Annotated in this window: 17 protein-coding genes and 1 tRNA gene; all 18 read right to left on the reverse strand. The window is 46.4% G+C overall.

Annotated elements, in window-relative coordinates:
• Positions 1 to 173 precede the first annotated feature (173 nt).
• The gene (locus BM607_RS17490) at positions 174 to 2,654 is read right to left on the reverse strand and encodes a prolyl oligopeptidase family serine peptidase (protein ID WP_071939974.1); all 2,481 of its coding nucleotides are present in this window, start codon (positions 2,652 to 2,654) and stop codon (positions 174 to 176) included.
• 191 nt (positions 2,655 to 2,845) lie between these two features.
• Entirely contained in the window at positions 2,846 to 3,430 is a 585-nt protein-coding gene (locus BM607_RS17495) for an aminodeoxychorismate/anthranilate synthase component II (protein ID WP_071939975.1), read from the reverse strand.
• 192 nt (positions 3,431 to 3,622) lie between these two features.
• Positions 3,623 to 4,060, reverse strand: a complete 438-nt coding sequence (locus BM607_RS17500; RefSeq protein ID WP_006080066.1) for a ClpXP protease specificity-enhancing factor — start codon at positions 4,058 to 4,060, stop codon at positions 3,623 to 3,625.
• A complete protein-coding gene (gene sspA / locus BM607_RS17505; RefSeq protein WP_006080065.1) occupies positions 4,060 to 4,689 on the reverse strand; it encodes a stringent starvation protein SspA in 630 nt (209 codons plus the stop codon). Before sspA ends, BM607_RS17500 begins: the two co-directional genes overlap by 1 nt.
• A gap of 96 nt (positions 4,690 to 4,785) precedes the next feature.
• Positions 4,786 to 5,481 (reverse strand): cytochrome c1, encoded by a 696-nt coding sequence (locus BM607_RS17510; RefSeq protein WP_071939976.1) that lies wholly within the window; start codon positions 5,479 to 5,481, stop codon positions 4,786 to 4,788.
• Entirely contained in the window at positions 5,481 to 6,695 is a 1,215-nt protein-coding gene (locus BM607_RS17515) for a cytochrome bc complex cytochrome b subunit (RefSeq protein WP_011845727.1), read from the reverse strand. The genes BM607_RS17510 and BM607_RS17515 overlap by 1 nt, the downstream gene beginning before the upstream one ends.
• On the reverse strand, positions 6,695 to 7,285 hold the full coding sequence (petA, locus tag BM607_RS17520; RefSeq protein WP_006080059.1) for a ubiquinol-cytochrome c reductase iron-sulfur subunit: 591 nt from the start codon (positions 7,283 to 7,285) through the stop codon (positions 6,695 to 6,697). Before petA ends, BM607_RS17515 begins: the two co-directional genes overlap by 1 nt.
• Before the next feature lie 370 nt (positions 7,286 to 7,655).
• Positions 7,656 to 8,549, reverse strand: a complete 894-nt coding sequence (hflC, locus tag BM607_RS17525) for a protease modulator HflC (protein WP_006080058.1) — start codon at positions 8,547 to 8,549, stop codon at positions 7,656 to 7,658.
• A 3-nt stretch (positions 8,550 to 8,552) separates the two neighbouring features.
• Complete coding sequence (gene hflK, locus BM607_RS17530; RefSeq protein ID WP_006080057.1) at positions 8,553 to 9,692, reverse strand: FtsH protease activity modulator HflK; 1,140 nt, start codon at positions 9,690 to 9,692, stop codon at positions 8,553 to 8,555.
• 36 nt (positions 9,693 to 9,728) lie between these two features.
• Positions 9,729 to 11,036: a ribosome rescue GTPase HflX gene (gene hflX, locus BM607_RS17535; protein WP_006080055.1), complete on the reverse strand. Its 1,308-nt coding sequence runs from the start codon at positions 11,034 to 11,036 to the stop codon at positions 9,729 to 9,731.
• 23 nt (positions 11,037 to 11,059) lie between these two features.
• Positions 11,060 to 11,332: an RNA chaperone Hfq gene (hfq, locus tag BM607_RS17540; RefSeq protein WP_006084207.1), complete on the reverse strand. Its 273-nt coding sequence runs from the start codon at positions 11,330 to 11,332 to the stop codon at positions 11,060 to 11,062.
• Positions 11,333 to 11,424: 92 nt separating this feature from the next.
• Positions 11,425 to 12,351: a tRNA (adenosine(37)-N6)-dimethylallyltransferase MiaA gene (gene miaA / locus BM607_RS17545; RefSeq protein ID WP_012090254.1), complete on the reverse strand. Its 927-nt coding sequence runs from the start codon at positions 12,349 to 12,351 to the stop codon at positions 11,425 to 11,427.
• Positions 12,344 to 14,260, reverse strand: coding sequence for a DNA mismatch repair endonuclease MutL (gene mutL / locus BM607_RS17550; RefSeq protein ID WP_170927473.1), 1,917 nt, complete (start codon positions 14,258 to 14,260; stop codon positions 12,344 to 12,346). Before mutL ends, miaA begins: the two co-directional genes overlap by 8 nt.
• A gap of 10 nt (positions 14,261 to 14,270) precedes the next feature.
• Positions 14,271 to 15,692, reverse strand: coding sequence for an N-acetylmuramoyl-L-alanine amidase (locus BM607_RS17555; RefSeq protein ID WP_071939978.1), 1,422 nt, complete (start codon positions 15,690 to 15,692; stop codon positions 14,271 to 14,273).
• Positions 15,693 to 15,700: 8 nt separating this feature from the next.
• Complete coding sequence (tsaE, locus tag BM607_RS17560) at positions 15,701 to 16,159, reverse strand: tRNA (adenosine(37)-N6)-threonylcarbamoyltransferase complex ATPase subunit type 1 TsaE (protein ID WP_006084210.1); 459 nt, start codon at positions 16,157 to 16,159, stop codon at positions 15,701 to 15,703.
• 109 nt (positions 16,160 to 16,268) lie between these two features.
• Complete coding sequence (locus tag BM607_RS17565) at positions 16,269 to 17,753, reverse strand: bifunctional ADP-dependent NAD(P)H-hydrate dehydratase/NAD(P)H-hydrate epimerase (protein ID WP_071939979.1); 1,485 nt, start codon at positions 17,751 to 17,753, stop codon at positions 16,269 to 16,271.
• A 270-nt stretch (positions 17,754 to 18,023) separates the two neighbouring features.
• Positions 18,024 to 18,479: a hypothetical protein gene (locus tag BM607_RS17570; protein WP_006080046.1), complete on the reverse strand. Its 456-nt coding sequence runs from the start codon at positions 18,477 to 18,479 to the stop codon at positions 18,024 to 18,026.
• A 515-nt stretch (positions 18,480 to 18,994) separates the two neighbouring features.
• Positions 18,995 to 19,070 (reverse strand) — tRNA-Gly (locus BM607_RS17575).
• Between the last annotated feature and the right edge of the window lie 85 nt (positions 19,071 to 19,155).

Raw genomic sequence — 19,155 nt, forward strand, 5'->3', positions numbered from 1 at the left:
GTGACGTCAAAACAATCAAACTCTCAAAATCATTACAATTTCAGCACATACACTTAATCTTAGCAATAACGCAAAGTCGCAGAACACAAACATAGTGTTATATCGGATATTTCCTACTCAGTTGGCCAATAAAAAGGCCTCACATAGAGGCCTTGGCAGGAAATAGAGCTAAGTTATTTGAGTTCTTGTTCGAATAACTTATAGATGCGGCGGTATTCGTCTAACCAGCTAGAAGGCTGACGGAAACCATGGGGCTCGACAGGATAAATCGCCGTTTCAAAGGTCGGTTTTTCCAGTTCGATCAGATGTTGCACCATACGCACGCTGTCTTGGAAGAAGACGTTGTCGTCCATAACGCCACTCATAATAAGCAGTGGTTTCGTTAATCCTTGGGCATGCTCAATCGGAGAGCTGCGCTCATAGGCGATAGGATCGACATCAGGCGTATTTAAGATATTGGAGGTATAAGGCGCATTATAATGTGCCCAGTCCGCCACAGGACGCAGTGCGGCTCCTGCTTGGAACAGGTCTGGTGCAGTGAACAATGACATAAAGGTTAAGAATCCGCCGTAGGAACCACCATAAGTCCCGACACGCTCCGTATCGACATTCGTATTGGTTCCCATCCAGCTAACGCCATCCTTTAAGTCTTCCACTTCTGGATGACCCATATTTCGATAAATCGCGGTGCGCCAATCTCGGCCATAACCTTTAGAGCCACGGTAATCCATGTCCATCACCACATAACCTTGCTGAGTCAGCAGGTTGTGGAACATAAACTCGCGGAAGTAGCCGCTAAAGCCATAGTCAGCATTTTGCAGATAACCTGCACCGTGGTTGAAAATCACCGCAGGGTATTTCTCGGCGCGGGATTTATCATAGCCTTGTGGCAAATAAACGCGGGCGTACACCTTGCCAGCACCATGGCTTGAAGGTACAGCGACCACTTTTGGTGCTTGCCATGGGTAGTTTTTAAAGGCATCGCTGGTGTAAGACGTCAGCTGCTTTAACTCACCGCCAATAGGTTGAACATAAAGCTCATTTGGCTGAGTACGGCGTGAAGCATTAAGTAGTAGCTGAGTGCCATCAGGACTTAGGCTGTAATCTAAGTTGCCATCCCACTGCGTTAATTGCTCATTTTTACCTGTGGCTAAGTTCACCCGGTGAACGTTATAAATGCCAGGGTGAGTTTGGTTAGCTTTGTAGTAGATATAATTCGCGTCCGGTGACAGCTGGATGTCGCTCACAACAAACTTGCCTTGGGTTAAGGCGCGCGGCTTTTCACCGAGTCCTTTCACATAGAGCTGCGAATAACCTGATTCTTCCGACAAATAGTACAGAGAATCCGTCCCCGGCAACCAACCGAATTGGTTGTAGTCGTAATTCACCCAAGCGTCGTCATGCAAACGATGTTCGGTGGTGAATTTACCTTTAGCGAGATCGACACTGGCTATCCAGCGATCTTTGTTATCGGTGGCTTCTAGCATCAGGGCTAATTTATCTTCCGATTCATGCCACTGAATCGCGCTCTGGGTCCAGCCCCAATCCTGAATTAGCTGAATTTTGCGTGGCGCTTTAGTGCTTTGGTAAGTTTCGCCTTTCGCTTTAGCATTCTCAGCTTTCACTTTGGCGAGTACATCTTCATCAAAACCAGTAAGGCCCTCGATAGTGATATCGACTTGTTTATGCTGGTTTAAATCAAGCACTACAAAGCGTTGTCCTGGCGGCGTATCTTCAGCCACACGTGCACGCACGGGTACAGGGTCGATATAACCGTCGCTGCCTAAGTAGTTAGGCATGATGTCGTGTTCGCTGCTGCCGGTGTAATTCTTATCGGTCAAGGCGAGTAAAATATAGCGGCCATCCGGTGACAGGCTAAGCTCTGAAACCACTTCGCTATCGCCTAAATACCAAGTGCTGGCGGCGAGCGTCGGGTCGCTTTTTTGCAATTCATCTTTGTACTGTGCTTTGGCTTTAGCATTATCTTGCTGCAGCGCCACATACTTAATCAATCTGTGCTGTTGCTTGGCAAGGTAAGACGTTGGCTCTTTTACACCTTCTGGCGCTTTCGCCATTTTAATTTCAGCAAGCTGCTCGACTAAGCCTGAATCTTGATGAATTTGGAAAACATTGTCGCCCTGCCAATAGGCGATATCGCCATTATTGAGATAACGCACGCCATCGATGGCACTGCGCTGGCGAGTCAGTTGGCTGATTTTACCTGTACTTAATTGCTTAACAAAAATGTTGCCCTGATACAGATAAGCCTTGTGGGACTTAGTGCGATCAAACACGCCAAACTGCTGATCCGCCGCGTGTAATTTATCAAGCGCTAGCTCGACGGCGCGACTGTCATTGATGCCTTGCTGATAATAACTACGCAGAGGTGAAGCACTCGCTTGGCGGGCAAATAGCACGCTTTGGCTATCGTCGCTCCAGTAAGCCTCCTTAGCGAAAACACCCATCCAATCGGGATTTGCCATAATTTGATTAAGCGTAAGCGCCTGTGAAACCTGTGGCGGTTGGGCTAAGGGAACTTGGAATGCTTGCGGGGATGATGCAGGAGGTGCTGTTTCAGTCGATGTCGCTGCGCAACCTGCCAACACGGCAACCGCTAACGCACTTAAACCCAAATTTCGCATTACGCTTCTCATTTGTCCTTCCTTTTATTGTTATCGCAACGGCTAAATGACCCAGTCTAGTTTATCTGCTGGTTTTGCCTATTCGCGTAGTTTTGCCGCAGTTATAGCATAGTTAATCGCTAAACTTGCTTAAAAAAAGGATAAATCTTGTAACAGAAATTGATAGTACGAATATAGTGCGGGGAGTTTTTAGAGCGAGGAAATTATACAGGCACAGCAGGTTGCGCTAAAAAATTAGCTAACAGTTCGAGACCTTGCTCAGTAAGAATCGATTCGGGATGAAATTGCACCCCATACAGCGGTAAGTCTTGATGGCTCATGGCCATAATTTCTCGGCCATGGATTGGATCATCAAACCAAGCATCGAGAACAAAACCTTCAGGCACAGCATCTACCAATAACGAGTGATAACGTGTGACGGTTAAGGGCTGATTTAATCCCTCAAATAACCGCTGGCCAGAATGCGCAATGGCGCTGACCTTGCCGTGCATTACCCGCGAGGCACGCACCACATTGGCACCAAAAACCTGCGCCATCGCCTGATGCCCTAAACACACACCGAGGATCGGCATACGCGTGGCAAAATGCTCAATTGCCGCAAGGGAAATCCCCGCCTCATTGGGAGTGCAAGGGCCGGGCGAAATCACCAGATGAGTAGGCGCAAGTGCCTCGATTTCGGCGATGCTAATTTCGTCATTACGTTTAACCACTATCTCTTGCCCTAGCTGCTGAAAATACTGCACTAAGTTAAAGGTAAAAGAGTCGTAATTATCGATCATTAGCAACATACAAGATCCATTGGCCTAAATGGGTAAAGGTAACGCATATCCGACGGATGAATGCGGGCGCAAATGCTACCACACCTTATCCTCAAGGTTTAGCCAATTACGGCGATAAAATACAGCGACAAAAAAGCCAGTCATAGGACTGGCTTAGTTTTAAAACAACTTGGGCATTTCACCACAGCTATTTAGCGGTCGTTATTTTACGACGGTTAAATGGCTGCGACGCTTAGGCGGTTCATCAGTCGGTTCAGGCGCTTTATCGTTTGTTTCAACAACCGATAAAGATGAATCGACTTCATCGTCCACCAGGTAAGCATCTTCAATATCGAAGACAGTGCCAGCACCGTTTTCACGGGCATAAATAGCGACAATCGACGCCATTGGCAACATCACCTGCTGGGGAACACCACCAAAACGCGCATTGAACTCCACAAACTCATTGCTAATTTGCAAATTGCCCACTGCGCCAGCAGCGATATTCAACACTATCTGGCCATCCTTCACGTATTGCTGCGGTACTTGAGTGCCTTCAACAAAGGCATCCACCACAACGTGAGGAGTCAATTGGTTGTCCATCAACCAATCATAGTAAGCCCTTAGTAAATAAGGACGATTTGGAGTCAAAGGTTTCATTACATACCCATGCGCATTTCGCGTTCAGCTTCAGTTAGAGAAGCTTTAAACGATTCACGCTCAAAAATACGTGTCATGTACGCTTTGATATCTTTAGCTACACGGCTATCTAGCTCAATACCTAATACAGGTAAGCGCCACAACAATGGGCCAAGGTAGCAATCCGCTAGACCAAATTCTTCGCTCATGAAGTAAGGCACTTCACCGAAGATAGGCGCAATAGCGATCAAGCTTTCAGTCAGCTCTTTACGAGCGGCTTCAACACGATCACCCTTACGGATACGGTCAACTAGCGAATACCAGTCTGTATCTATGCGGTGCATCATCAAACGGCTTTGGCCGCGAGATACTGGATAAACTGGCATCAAAGGCGGATGAGGAAAACGCTCATCCAAATATTCCATGATAATGCGTGATTCGTATAAAACGAGTTCACGATCTACCAAAGTTGGCACTGAGTTATATGGATTTACTTCGAGCAAATCCTCAGGCATTTCGTTAGGGTCGACCTGTAAAACATCAACAGTAACCCCTTTCTCAGCTAACACGATACGTACTTGATGGCTATACAGATCATCAGCACCTGAAAACAGTGTCATGATAGAGCGTTTGTTGGCAGCAACAGCCATTGATACCCTCCAGAATCGAAATAAAACAAAAGTAAACGAGGGGCTAAGCCCCCCGTTTACACTATGCGGATATTACATTTTACCCGTTATTGGTGCCTAGTGTACATCTTTCCAATACTCTTTCTTCAAGAGGTAGGCCACAATAAAGAATATAAACAGGAATCCGAGTACCCACCAACCCATAGCTTTACGCTCTAGTTGGACAGGTTCAGCCGAATAGACTAAGAAACCCGTGATATCACGAACCGCTTGATCGTACTCTTCCGCATTTAATTTACCGCCAGTAACCACAACAGTGCCATCTTCTTGTTTGACTGGTGTGCCTTGTAACTCTTCGAGTACATGTGGCATACCAACAGATGGGAATACTGTGTTATTCACACCAAATGGGCGACTAGGATCTTTATAGAAGCCTTTCAGATATGAATAAATCCAATCTTCGCCACGAACGCGGGCAACCAAAGTTAAGTCTGGTGGTGTAGCACCAAACCACTTAGCCGAATCTTTATGTGGAATCGCGTTTTGCATCAGCTCACCAATTTTGGCATCGGTGAACATATACTTGTTACGCATATCATCCGCAGAGATACCGATATCGGTAGCGACACGTTCATAACGTTGATACTGAGTGCTATGACAACCAGAACAGTAATGTTGGAACAGGTCCACACCACGTTCTAAGGAAGCTTTATCATGCAGATCAACATTGGCTTTTTCTAAATGTACGTGCCCAGTCGCAGCAATAGCCAGCGTCGGCAACAGTGTAACTAATGCAATCAGTAATTTTTTCATCAGTGTGTCAACCTCGCTGGAACAGGCTTAGTTTTCTCATTCTTGCTGTAAATGAACAGCAACAAGAAGTAGCCAAAATACGTCACAGTGAAGATACGCGCAGCGATCGTCAGCTCAGGTGTGGCAGGCACAGCGCCTAAATAACCTAAGACGATGAAAGAAATCGCAAACTGAGCAATGTTCAGCTTGTGTAGCGTGCTACGGTAGCGAATTGACTTCACTTTACAACGATCTAACCAAGGCAATACGAACAGTACTGCAATCGACAGTCCCATCATCACCACACCAGTCAACTTGTCTGGAATCGCACGAAGGATGGCGTAGAAAGGTGTAAAGTACCACACAGGTGCAATGTGCACAGGCGTCTTCATCGGGTTAGCCGCTTCGAAGTTCGGGCCTTCTAAGAAGTAACCACCGCCCTCAGGTACGAAGAACATGACCCAGCAGAATACGATCAGGAAGCCAGCGACGCCCATGATGTCTTTTACTGTGTAGTAAGGGTGGAATGGAATACCATCAACAGGCCAGCCATTCTCGTCTTTGTTCTTCTTAATTTCGATACCGTCAGGGTTGTTTGAACCCACTTCGTGTAGCGCAATTAAGTGTAAGAACACGAGGACCACTAATACTAACGGCAGTGCAATCACGTGCAGCGCGAAGAATCGGTTCAGTGTCGCGCCAGAGATCACGAAGTCACCACGGATCCACAGGGTTAAATCGTCACCAATAACAGGGATAGCACCGAACAGAGAGATAATTACCTGCGCGCCCCAGTATGACATTTGACCCCATGGTAGCAAGTAGCCCATAAAGGCTTCAGCCATCAACACGAGGAAAATCAACATACCGAACAACCACAGTAGCTCTCTAGGCTTCTGATATGAACCGTAAATCAGACCACGGAACATGTGCAGATAGATCACTACGAAGAACGCTGAAGCACCGGTAGAGTGCATATAACGCAGCAACCAACCGTATTCAACGTCACGCATGATGTACTCAACAGAAGCGAATGCGCCTTCTGCTGTTGGTACATAGTTCATCGTCAACCAGATACCCGTCAGTAATTGGTTAACCAATACTAACATCGCTAGAGAACCGAAAAAGTACCAAAAGTTAAAGTTAGTTGGCGTAGCATACTGACCCACGTGACGGTTATAAGTCGCCGTCATTGGGATACGAGCATCAATCCAATTAATTAAATTCTTAACCATTACGCCACTCCTTTATCTACACCGATAATCACGGTGCCATCATCAACGTATTGATGTGGAGGGATAACTAGGTTCAATGGAGCTGGTACGCCTTGGAACACGCGACCAGCCATATCGAACTTAGAGCCATGACATGGACAGAAGAAACCAGAAGTGACACCTTCAACTTGCTCACCAAATGAATCTGGCAAATAAGTAGGTGAACATCCGAGGTGGGTACAAATACCGACAGCAATAAAATACTCTGGCTTAATTGAGCGCAAAGGATTTGTTGCATAATCAGGCTGCTGCATTTCGGCAGAAGCAGGATCTCTTAACTTATCATCATGTGTTGGCAGTTCATTGATCACAGCATCTGTGCGACGGACAACCCATACAGGTTTTCCACGCCACTCAACACGGATCAGCTGACCTGGCTCTACTTTACTGATATTTACTTCGACCGGTGCACCTGCAGCTTTCGCTTTGGCACTCGGATTCCATGACTTGATGAAAGGAACCGCTACAGCGACGGCACCAGCACCACCTACTACGGCGGTTGCGGCTGTCAGGAATCTGCGACGTCCGGTATCGACTGGCGCATTGCTCATCCACTTATCTCCCAGAGGGTGTTGGAATTTTTATATTTCAAAGACTTTCGGCCCTTAGTCATCACTAGGGTCAAAAATCGAAGTTTGAAGCGGGGCTCATTATAGCTAAAAATTAGAAGCAGATCATAGTGAAAACACGCAAGTAAGTTAGGGAGATTGCGTGTTTTTTAAAAAAAGTCTAAAAAAGACCCAACTATTAACCCGTTTTAATCCATTTGGATCATATTTTGAGCATCTTGTCTGTGACATCGGCATAAAGCATGCATCGCTAATATGAATTAGCCCTGACTTTTCAATCTAAGTTAACAATCGCCAGATAAAAAAATAGGCCCTGGGTAACAGGGCCTATTAGATCAATACTTTTAACGTATTACTTCTTAGGTGCAGTGCTCTTCATATACTTGAAGAACTCGCTATCAGGCTCTAACACCATGATATCGGACTTGCCTGAGAAGCTGGCACGATAGGCTTCTAAGCTACGAACAAAGCCGAAGAACTCAGCATCTTTGCTGTAAGCATCAGAATATATCTTCGCGGCTAATGCATCACCTTCACCACGAATGGTTAAGGCTTTACGCTCAGCTTCAGCAATCTTCACTGTTACATTGGCATCAATCGTTGCACGAATGATTTCAGATTGCTCTTTACCTTGTGCTCTATGCTCTTTTGCCACAGCTTGACGCTCGGCACGCATACGTTGGTAAATACTGTTACTGACGTTAGCAGGTAAATTGATTTGCTTTACACGCACATCGACAACTTCAATACCTAAGTCTTTGGCGCTTTCTGAGGCGTTTTCTAACGCGTCATTTTGCAATTCATCACGCTTACCAGAGACAATCTCTCTGATAGTGCGACGACCAAACTCAGTACGTAAATCGTTGTTGATCTTACGTTGTAATAGCGATTCTGCATTCGACTTAATACCACCGTTTGTAGACAGGTAATATTTTTCGAAATCTGCAATACGCCACTTCACATAGGAGTCGACCATAAGGTCTTTCTTCTCTGAAGTCACAAAACGATCAGCAGCACCATCGAGTGTTTGAATACGGGCATCGAGTAATTTTACTTTATCGATCACAGGCACTTTAATGTGCAGACCTGGACCGTAGACACGGGTGACTCGATTACCGTCAACGTTGTCTTTTAAAATTTCCCCGAAACGCGCCACAATTGCGCGCTCGCCTTCATTCACCACCATTAAAGATGACAAACCAATACCTAAGAGTACGGCGATAAGAATAACGCTTAATCTACCCATGGATTACTCCCTCCCTTGGCGAGTACGATCATCGCGGGATGGACGTCCACTCAAAGGCTCATTCGCGCGAGTCGTTGATACAGATGAAGAATTGACATTTTGCTGTGGCTTAGCTTCCAGCTCAGTTGTCGCAGGCTTCTGCTGAATTAACTTATCTAGCGGTAGGTACATTAAGTTGCCGTTGTTCTTGGCATCAATCAGCACTTTATTCGTATCAGTCATCACTTGCTGCATTGTATCGAGATACAAACGCTTGCGAGTCACGTCAGGCGCGGCTTGGTACTCAGGTAATAACAGCTCAAAACGAGCCACTTTACCGCGAGCTTCTAAGACTTCACGCTCTTTATAAGCATTCGCTTGTTGTGCCATACGTTCAACTTCACCACGAGCTTTTGGTTCAATTTCACGGGCATAGGCTTCAGCTTCACGAATAAAACGTTGTTCATCTTCTTGGGCAGAAATCGCGTCATCGAAGGCGTCTTTCACTTCTTCAGGCGGACGCGCCGGTAAGAAGTTGACGTCAACAACAGCGAGACCCAATTTGTACGGTTCAAGAATGCGCTCTAACTCTTTCCACGTATCGCGACGAATAGCATCACGGCCGGTAGTCAGAATATCATCCATCTTATTATGTCCAATGACATAACGCAGTGCACTGTCAGTCGCTTCACGCAAACTGGCGTTCGCATCGACGGCACTAAATAGATATGAGTAAGCATCTAAAATACGATACTGAACATCAAGCTCAACTTTCACGACGTTTTCATCGGATGTCAGCATGCTACCAGACGCAGGAATAGAGCGAACCGATTGAATGTCGACGGGATAAATTTGGTCGATAAATGTGGCTTTCCAATGAAGTCCAGGGCCAATTTCGCCAGCGTGTTTACCAAATCGCAGTGCCACACCACGCTCAGCTTCTTTAATTGTATAAAAACCCGAAAGTCCCCAAACAACTACAGCAACAGCAAGAATGATGATTAGGCTAAACGAGCTAAAAGATTGGCCTGAGCCGTTTCCTTTGCCGCCAAAGCGCTTTGAAAGATTACGAAAAACCTCGTCAAGGTCCGGTGGTCCTTTGTCGTTACCACCTTTATTTCCCCAAGGATCATTACCCTTGTTACCGGGCTCGTTCCAAGCCATTTAGCACTCCATAAGTGGATGAAATAAATTAGATTATTAACAAACAGCCTCATCTATCGAATCTTCGTAGATGAAGGTTTCTAACTCACCCTGACTCTGTTTAGCTAATCGGCGCCAATCGGCGTCCGATAAACGAACAGACAAAATACAGTTCCCCAGATCGTCGTACTCTTTCTGCTGTATCGCATCCAGTCGATAAAACTGGCCAAGATAATGTCCAGCAGTTGCCGGAATTCTAAGTGTTAGCTCTTTAATCACCTCACCGATTAGCTCAGTGATGGCTTTCAACAGCAAATCAAATCCCAAACGCTTCTGTGCCGAAACCCAAACTCGAACGGGTTTGCCTATGTCGTTATATTCAATTCTTGGAGTTACATCCTCGAGTAAATCGATTTTGTTACACACCACGAGTTGCATGACTTCATCGGCTTCGATGTCTTTCAGTACAGATTGAACCTGATCAAAGTTATCCGCCATGTTTTCATCTGCACAATCAACGATATGCAGTAGTAACTCAGCTTGCCTTGTCTCTTGTAAGGTTGCCTTAAATGCAGCAACGAGATCATGGGGCAAATGACGAATAAACCCTACAGTATCCGCTAATATCACGGCACCATCGGGTAAATCTAACTTTCTTAGCGTGGGATCGAGTGTGGCAAACAACTGATCTGCAGCATAAACATCGGATGATGTTAGGGCATTAAACAGCGTTGATTTACCCGCGTTTGTGTAGCCGACTAATGACACTGTCGACAAATCACTGCGCTTACGTGCACGTCGACTCTGTTCACGTTGTTTATCAACTCGCTCTAAGCGCTTGTTGATATTTTTAATCCGTCCTCTGAGCAAACGTCTATCGGTTTCGAGCTGGGTTTCCCCTGGACCACGTAAACCAATACCGCCCTTTTGCCTTTCAAGATGCGTCCAACCACGGATCAGGCGAGTCGACATATGGCGCAATTGCGCTAGCTCCACCTGCAACTTACCTTCGTGAGTACGCGCTCTTTGAGCAAAAATATCCAGAATAAGCGTCGTACGGTCGAGTACTCGACAATGACACACTTGCTCAAGATTACGCTCTTGGGCTGGACTCAATGCATGATTAAAAATCACCACATTGGCTTCGGTCGCCGCCACTAATGCGGCTAACTCTTCAGCTTTACCAGAACCCACAAAAAATTTGCGATCCGGCGAACGTCGACTTCCAGTAATCACCCCGACTGATCGGGCTCCAGCTGATTCCACTAATAGCTGCAGCTCGACTAAATCTTCTCGGCGTTCCTCATCGGAAAAGTCGATATGGACAAGAACCGCAGTTTCTCCCGCCTCATAACGATCAAACAAGAAGTAAACTCCTTAGATATAGCTTATTCGCCACTAGGCGCATCATCTTGAGCACCATATCCGCCTTGGGCATTTTGGTGACCAGTGACGTTGAATGGGCGTGCTGGCACGACAGTAGAAATAGCGTGTTTATAAACCATTTGGCTCACTGTGTTTTTCAACAGAATGACAAATTGATCAAACGACTCTACCTGTCCTTGGAGTTTAATGCCGTTCACCAAGTAAATTGATACAGGAACGCGCTCGCGACGCAATGCGTTCAAAAATGGGTCTTGTAAAGATTGCCCCTTAGCCATTTTATTATTTCCTTTTTAATTTATATAAAATAAATCGATATCAGTGATAGTTTTTTGTTTAGTTTTAGTATTATACAGCAAGGGCTAATAAGCTAGCGGCATTGACGCATAAGTGTAACTAAATTCCCCTCAGCACCACTTTCGAGCCAATTCAACTCTGGCCAACTGCGCAACCATGTTAATTGACGCTTAGCCAATTGCCTAGTAGCAGCAACCGCTTTTTCGACCATAGTATCATAGTCAAACTCACCATCGAGATATTGCCAGCACTGTCGATAACCCACACAACGCATTGAAGGCAAGTCTAAATGCAGATCTCCACGGGCTTTCAGCTCTGTGACTTCCTCAAGAAAGCCCTGCTTGAGCATAATTGCAAAACGTTGCGCAATTAAGTCATGTAACACTTTGCGCTCACGCGGTGCAATAGCAAACTGCACTACGTCATAGGGCAAAGGAGCAGACTTGGTCTGAGTCAGCTCAGTCATACTCTTGCCGCTTATTCTATAGACTTCCAGCGCTCTTGAAAGTCTTTGTGGATCATTAGGATGAATTCTTTCTGCCGACACGGGATCTATCTCCCTTAATTGGTCATGCAGTGCTTCCCATCCCTTTTCATCCGCCTCAGCTTGGATCTCGGCTCTAATGGCCTCGTCCGCACTCGGTAAAGGTGACAAACCTTCGAGTAACGCTTTGAAATACATCATGGTTCCGCCAACTAACACTGGCGTTTTGCCCATGCTGATAATCTGTTCTATCTCGGTTATCGCATCAGCCCTAAAGTCGGCTGCCGAATAACTTTCGCTAGGATCGCGAATGTCGATCAATCTGTGTGGCCCACGGGCCAGTTCGTCGGCGGAAGGCTTAGCGCTGCCAATGTCCATGCCGCGATAAATTAATGCTGAATCGACCGAAATGATTTCACAGTTATGCTTTTCGGCCAATTCTAATGCTAAAGCAGTTTTGCCTGATGCCGTTGGCCCCATCAAAAATATCACTTTAGGCTGTAATTCTTTATTCACTTGCTTGCTCTTCTAGCCACGATTGCCAAGGTAATAATATTGCTTTGTTGGCAATAAGCTGTTTTTTCTCTTCAGCTAACTGCGAAAATGCTGCCCAGATTTCTGCTGCCGAAACGAATCCGGTTAAACTGTGTTTTGCCAACCAAAATGCCAATACGCTTGGCGCAGGTGTTTCAAAACGCAGCGATTGTAACCACTCAGGGATCACTTTTGCTAACTGGCTCTCTCTGATATATGGGGGCACTTTTTTAATAATCAACTGCTGGTAACGAATTGTTAGTTCTAAACCTAACTGGCGGATCAGCGTGTCATGTTCATCGAGCACAGCCTGCCAATCTGCATCGGCCGCGACAGACACTGGCATCAATAAAGGCTGGCCAATTAATCCGGTCGCTAGCTTAGCCTCAATCTCTTGGCAGCGCGTCGCCAATGCTACTGATTTTATTGGCAATAGACTCAGTTTATCCGCCGTCGCCATTACCCAATATTGGCCATCTAAAATAGCAGGCATAGGCAGAGATGGCTGATAATCTTGATCTTTTACACTGTAAGAAGGTGTTTGCAGTAAAGCACCATAACTTGCAATTGCCGCTTTTGACGGTAATTCAGTACGTTGCCGAGATTCACCAGCAGAATAATTGCCACGACTATTGTCCCTTGGCGTGGCCATGCTGCCAAAGGCATTCGTTTGAGTGCCAAAACTGGTGCCTTCTCGTCCTGCGCCGGCAGATTTTACTTGAACGGCAGAGGCAGCTAACGGTTGAGCAGACTCAAGTGTATCAGCTGGCACATTAACTTGAGCTGAATCAGCACCAAGTACAAAAGGGGCTGAGATTTCAGTGGCGCTTGTCGGGGCATCCACAAACACATCTTCAACTTCATCCAAAGAGCTTGAGTGAACGAAGTTGAGTTCCCCTGCTTCTTCCAGCGCCGATTGCAATGCTTGCAGAATATAATCATGCACATAGCGACTCTGATGGAATCGCACCTCATGCTTAGCGGGATGCACGTTAACATCCACTTGATGGGGATCGATATCCAACATCAACACATAGCCGGGTTGCTCCAGTTCCGCTTTTTGGGCAAAGGCTTGGCGCACAGCATGATTGACTAAGCGGTCACGGATAAGCCGTCCGTTGACATAAAAATAATGGGTATCAGTAATCACTGGCGACCAAGGTGACTGCAAATAGCCACTAAGGCGCAAATCATCGTGCTGGCATTCAATCTTAAGCGCTTGCTCGGCAAATGGACGGCCACTTACTTGCGTCAAACGCTGTAAATACTGGGCTTCATTCATGGCGGGACGATAATTACGTACCGTCTTGCCGTTATGGGTCAGCGTAAAATGGATATCGCCGCGCACTAATGCGATGCGCTTTAACCATTCATCGATATGGGTAAATTCGGTTTTGTCACTCTTTAAAAAGCGTCTGCGAGCTGGCGTATTGAAGAATAAATCCACCACTTCAATCGTCGAACCAACAGGATGCGCGGCGGGCATGACTTTAACCGCCATGTCAGCACCTTCGGCATGGGCTTGCCATGCTTCGGTTTGCTCAGCAGTACGCGAGGTCAACGTTAAGCGTGAGACTGAGCTGATACTGGCTAACGCTTCACCGCGAAAACCAAAACTGAGGATCGCTTCAAGATCGTCTAAGGTGTGTAACTTTGAGGTCGCATGGCGCGATAAGGCGAGCGCGAGTTCATCTTTAGGTATGCCAGAGCCGTTATCGCGAATTTTAATCAGCTTGCTGCCGCCTTTGTCGATTTCAATATCGACTCGGCTCGCTCCTGCGTCGAGACTATTCTCGACCAATTCTTTGACTACGGAAGCGGGTCTCTCAACCACTTCCCCCGCCGCAATTTGGTTGGCTAATTGCGGTGGCAGGATCTGAATGCCCATCATGCTTTCCTATTTAACTCTGGGGTATGACTAACGTTTGTCCTAACTGCACCACATCGGACTTCATCCCATTCGCTTGTTTGATGCTAGACATAGGCACTCGATAACGCTGCGCGATAGCCGATAAAGACTCGCCACGACTGACTTTATGTTTGACGTTCGATGACGTTGAACTCCCCACATAAGCGGTTGGCGTTCTCTCTTTAGTCGATTTAGCACTGCTAGAACTTGCGCCGCCACGTTGGGCAAGCAAGGTATCCGCCGGCGGATTATTGTGATAGTAACGACTCACACCCTTGTAGATAGCATTAGCGATGTTTTCTTGATGACGACTACTCGACAGCAAACGCTCTTCTTTCGGATTCGAAATAAAGCCCGTTTCCACCAAGATAGAAGGAATATCCGGTGATTTCAGCACAGCTAAACTCGCAGACTCGGGGCGACTCTTGTGTAAATCAGTCACGCCGCCTAAATCCTTAAGAATATCGCCAGCGACTGAATGACCAATGGCCATCGAACTGTTCATCGACATATCGAGCAACGTCATGGCTAAATACTGTTCATTATCCGTGTTTTGGATAATCTCACCCGCGCCGCCAAGTAACTCAGAATGCTTTTCTTTTTGCTCTAACCAACGGCCAATTTCACTGTTAGCCCGACGCATGGATAATACCCACACAGAGGCGCCGCGCGGGTTCGGGGAAGTAAAAGCATCGGCATGGATAGAAATCAGCAGATCGGCCTTACTGTTACGGGCCAACTCAGAGCGCTTATTCAAATTCACAAAATAATCGCCGGTGCGGATCATCACAGCGCGCATGCCGGGCGTGTCATTAATTTTACTCGAAACACGTCTGGCAATTTCTAGGGCAACCTTTTTTTCGTAAACGCCAGAAGGGCCAATGGAGCCGGGATCGTCACCGCCATGACCCGCATCGATAGCAATCACGATATCGCGGGATGATTGCGCCGCTTGGGTAACGGTTTTAACGGGTGTCGATGAGACGACTGCGGTGGCGGTTGTTAAGGTTTTATCTTCTAAATCAACCACGAGACGATTGCCATAGGGCGCAGTCACGGGCAACGAGAACAAGCTCGCATTCAGTGGTTTCACCAAATCGATGACTAAACGCAAATCACCCTTAGTCGGCGACTTACTGACTCGCACGCCTTTGACTAACTTACTGTTGTTTTCAAGATTTTTCAGCGCAACTTTAGTGGCGGACTTTTTTAAATCCACCACTAAGCGATTAGGACCATCTAAAGAGAAATAGGTGTAATCAGGCGCTTCACTTAAGTCAAACACGATTCGAGTCGACTCAGGCGCGGCCCAAATGCGTACGCTTTCTAACTGATTAGCCGCATTGGCCGCCACAGATAAAAAAGAACATAAAGAAAGAATAATAATTTGAAAATAAGGGTTATTTTTTATCATTTTAGTTTTTATTTTATCGCTTTTAATAACTTTTCACCTGGCTCTGACAAGGCCTCTATGCGTATTTCACGCCCACTATTTTGATAACTTAAATGCATATGGACATCGGCATCGGGCAATAAACCCTCTCCCTTATCTGGCCATTCAACAATGCACAGACTCTTATCCGTGAAGTAATCACGAATACCCATAAACTCGAGTTCTTCTGGATCGTTTAAACGATACAAATCAAAATGATAAACTTCGACACCCTCTAGCTCATATGGTTCAACTAAAGTGTAAGTTGGGCTTTTAACTGCCCCTTTATGGCCCAAACCTTGAATTAAGCCGCGACTCAGCGTCGTTTTACCGGCGCCTAAATCACCCGTAAGATACAGAGTCAAAGGCGCTTGGACATGGCGAGCTAATTTTTGCCCTACCGCAATAGTGTCGTCTTCGTTGTCTAAGAAAAAAGTTAACTCTGTCATATCCGCTTATATCACTGCTGTTATTAATGGAGAAGCGACTCAACCCTAAAAAGGCACAGGGCACAGGGCACAGAACAAAGTCCAGCCCCGCTTGAGTCTCACATACCGCCTAGAGTAAATCACTATTCACTAATTGGCGAATAAAAGGCATTAAATCGCTCGCTAACATACCACGTTCTCCCTGTATTGCCGCAAGATCGGCGGCGCAACCATGTACAACAACACCCAGCACAGTCGCCTGCATGTTATCCATTCCTTGAGCCATGAGCGCGCCTATAATACCAGATAACACATCGCCACACCCACCACTGGCAAGCCCAGGATTACCGACAGGTGCAACAACCATTTGTTTGCCATCAAAAATGACCGTTCCCGCGCCTTTTAGCAGTACAACACCGCCATACTTTTGCTGTATCACCCTTACAGCCGCAAACCTATCCTGCTCAATTTCTGCCACAGAGCAGCCGAGTAAACGCGCAGCCTCACCCGGATGCGGTGTTAGCACCCAATTGGTTTGCTGGCGCGGTTCATTGCTCAATAGATTTAAGGCATCGGCATCCAAAACACAGGGTTTATCGCTTAAGCCCACGGCTTTAAACAAGTTATAGCCCCAGTCATGCTTACCTAAACCAGGGCCAAGCACGATAACCTGCGCCCAACCAAGGCGCAGATACACTTCCATATCGACTAAGTCACAACCCCAGAACATCAATTCAGGACGGGAAACATTCACCGTCAATTGATGCTCAGGTCGACTGATCACAGTAACTAATCCAGCACCGGCACGCAGACATGCCTCACTTGCCAGTCGCACGGCGCCAGCCATGCCCATATCACCGCCGATAACCGTGACCTTACCCGACTGGCCTTTATGGCTATCGCGCGCTCTGGCGGCAAAGTAATCTTTAAGCGTCTCTTTTCCGACTCTTTGTGCACTCGCTTCAGCGAAGAAAGGTGTTAATCCCAAAGCGGCAAATTCAAGTTCGCCGCTGTAATGCCGCGCCTTACCCGTTAACAAACCTTGCTTCCAGCCACCAAAACACAAGGTGACATCCGCCATCACAGCAACACCCGCCACAGCGCCGGTATCGGCAATCACTCCAGACGGTAAATCAAGGCTCAATACCCAAGCTGCATTGTCATTGATGGCACGAATATACTCAGCCATATCGTCGCGCACAGCATCTCGCACACCTGTGCCGAGTAAACCATCGACGATGATTTTGGCCGCAAGAATGGGCGCAACGGCTTTCGGCAGTAACTCTCCGCCGTCTTTAAGATAATGGGCCAATGCTTGCTGACACTCAGGCGTGCCTGCCGCTGACGTCATCATCACTGAAACGGCCATACCACTGGCACGGGCTAAACGAGCGCACACTAAGGCATCGGCACCATTGTTACCGCTGCCAGCGAGGAAAAACACAGAAGAGGCGTTGAGGTTATGTTTCGTTAAACATTCAAAAGCCGCTGCGCCAGCACGCTCGACCAATTCATAGAGGCTAGAGGCTCCCTGCGACACAGCACTCAGTTCAGCTTGGCGAACTTGTGCTTGGGTAAATAAGGCCTTGGGGAATTGCGATAGATCTTGTGCCATGAAGGATCTCCTTAGACGCCAACGACTTCATTCCACAATGAGTTACCTCACCATAGGAGTCTTGGCAGCATTGAGCAAGGCCGATAAAAAAATCAGCCAATAGATCAAGAAAGTAGCAAGAATCGGATCGGGAAATTATGACGTAAATCAGTTCAGGCGCAGATACCCGTCCAAATGGAGCAAAGTAGCGCAAAAGTCGTCGATACATAGATGACACAAAGACAAAAGCCAGCACTAGGCTGGCTTTGGGAATTGAGAAGCGATGACGGTTTAGATATCGTCCATCCGAATCGTGCTGTGGACCAAACGTTGTTGCTGAGTTTTCTCTACTCGGATCAAGTTGGCTAACGCATTACGCGCATCTTCGGCAGTGGTTGAGTTAACCGTTTTTTCTAACAAACCAATCAGACGATTTTCTAAGTCTAAGTGCAAGTTGAGCACATCGTCTTCATTCATGTTCGCGGGCAACATAGTATCTTGGCAACGCTTGGTAAAGTCTTCAAAGGTGAAGTCTTTGTACCAAGTATCAAGAATACGATGTGGCGCTTCTTCTATATAATCGCGCAGTTTCTCCGCCATGGTTTTTTGATGTGACTCAAAATAATCCAGCATCATTTTCACACGTGCCGAGTCAGCTTGATTATTGAGTCGGCCATAGAGTTGCGCCATATCTAAGCGGCAATTTGCCACATACTCAAGTAGATCACGTAATTGTTGAATACGCATATAATGCACTCCACTGTCAGGCCAACTACTTGGCGCTATTAATTTTGTCTAGCTTCATTATGTGAGTAAAAGCGTTACGAATATTTGAACAAGGTCATAATTTAACTTTCGCGAAGCTATCTAATTTAGGAAAACTTGAAGAAACACGCTACAGATCACGCATCTAAATCCTATCACACTGTTTTGTATAAGAGAGAAAAGCCAAAAGAGATCTCAAAACACTTAGTCTAAAAGGTTGGAGTAAGTCTTTGGTTGTGCATGATGAATCAAAGATAGAGGGTTTGAAGTCGATAGCAGTGAATCAAAACAAATATAGATGAGCTAGTTGAGGGAATGACGTGAAAAAGTAGCTGTTGAGAGTTTAACGGAAGTACAGCGAAATGATTTTATCGGGAGTGGTTCGAACCGATGACCTATACCTTGACTAATTTAACAATCACAAAGGTATCGCCATATCAGAATCACAACTGAGCTAATGTCAATTGAGTCATGTGATAGTGGAATATTTAGGAAATTGGAGCGACATATCGGGTTCGAACCGATGACCTATACCTTGGCAAGGTATCGCTCTACCAACTGAGCTAATGTCGCATAATCTGTATTAATGATTTGGTAAATCACTAAGTTTTAATTTGGAGCGACATATCGGGTTCGAACCGATGACCTATACCTTGGC

The organism is Shewanella sp. SACH, assembly GCF_001887095.2.
Taxonomy (GTDB): Bacteria; Pseudomonadota; Gammaproteobacteria; order Enterobacterales; family Shewanellaceae; genus Shewanella; species Shewanella baltica.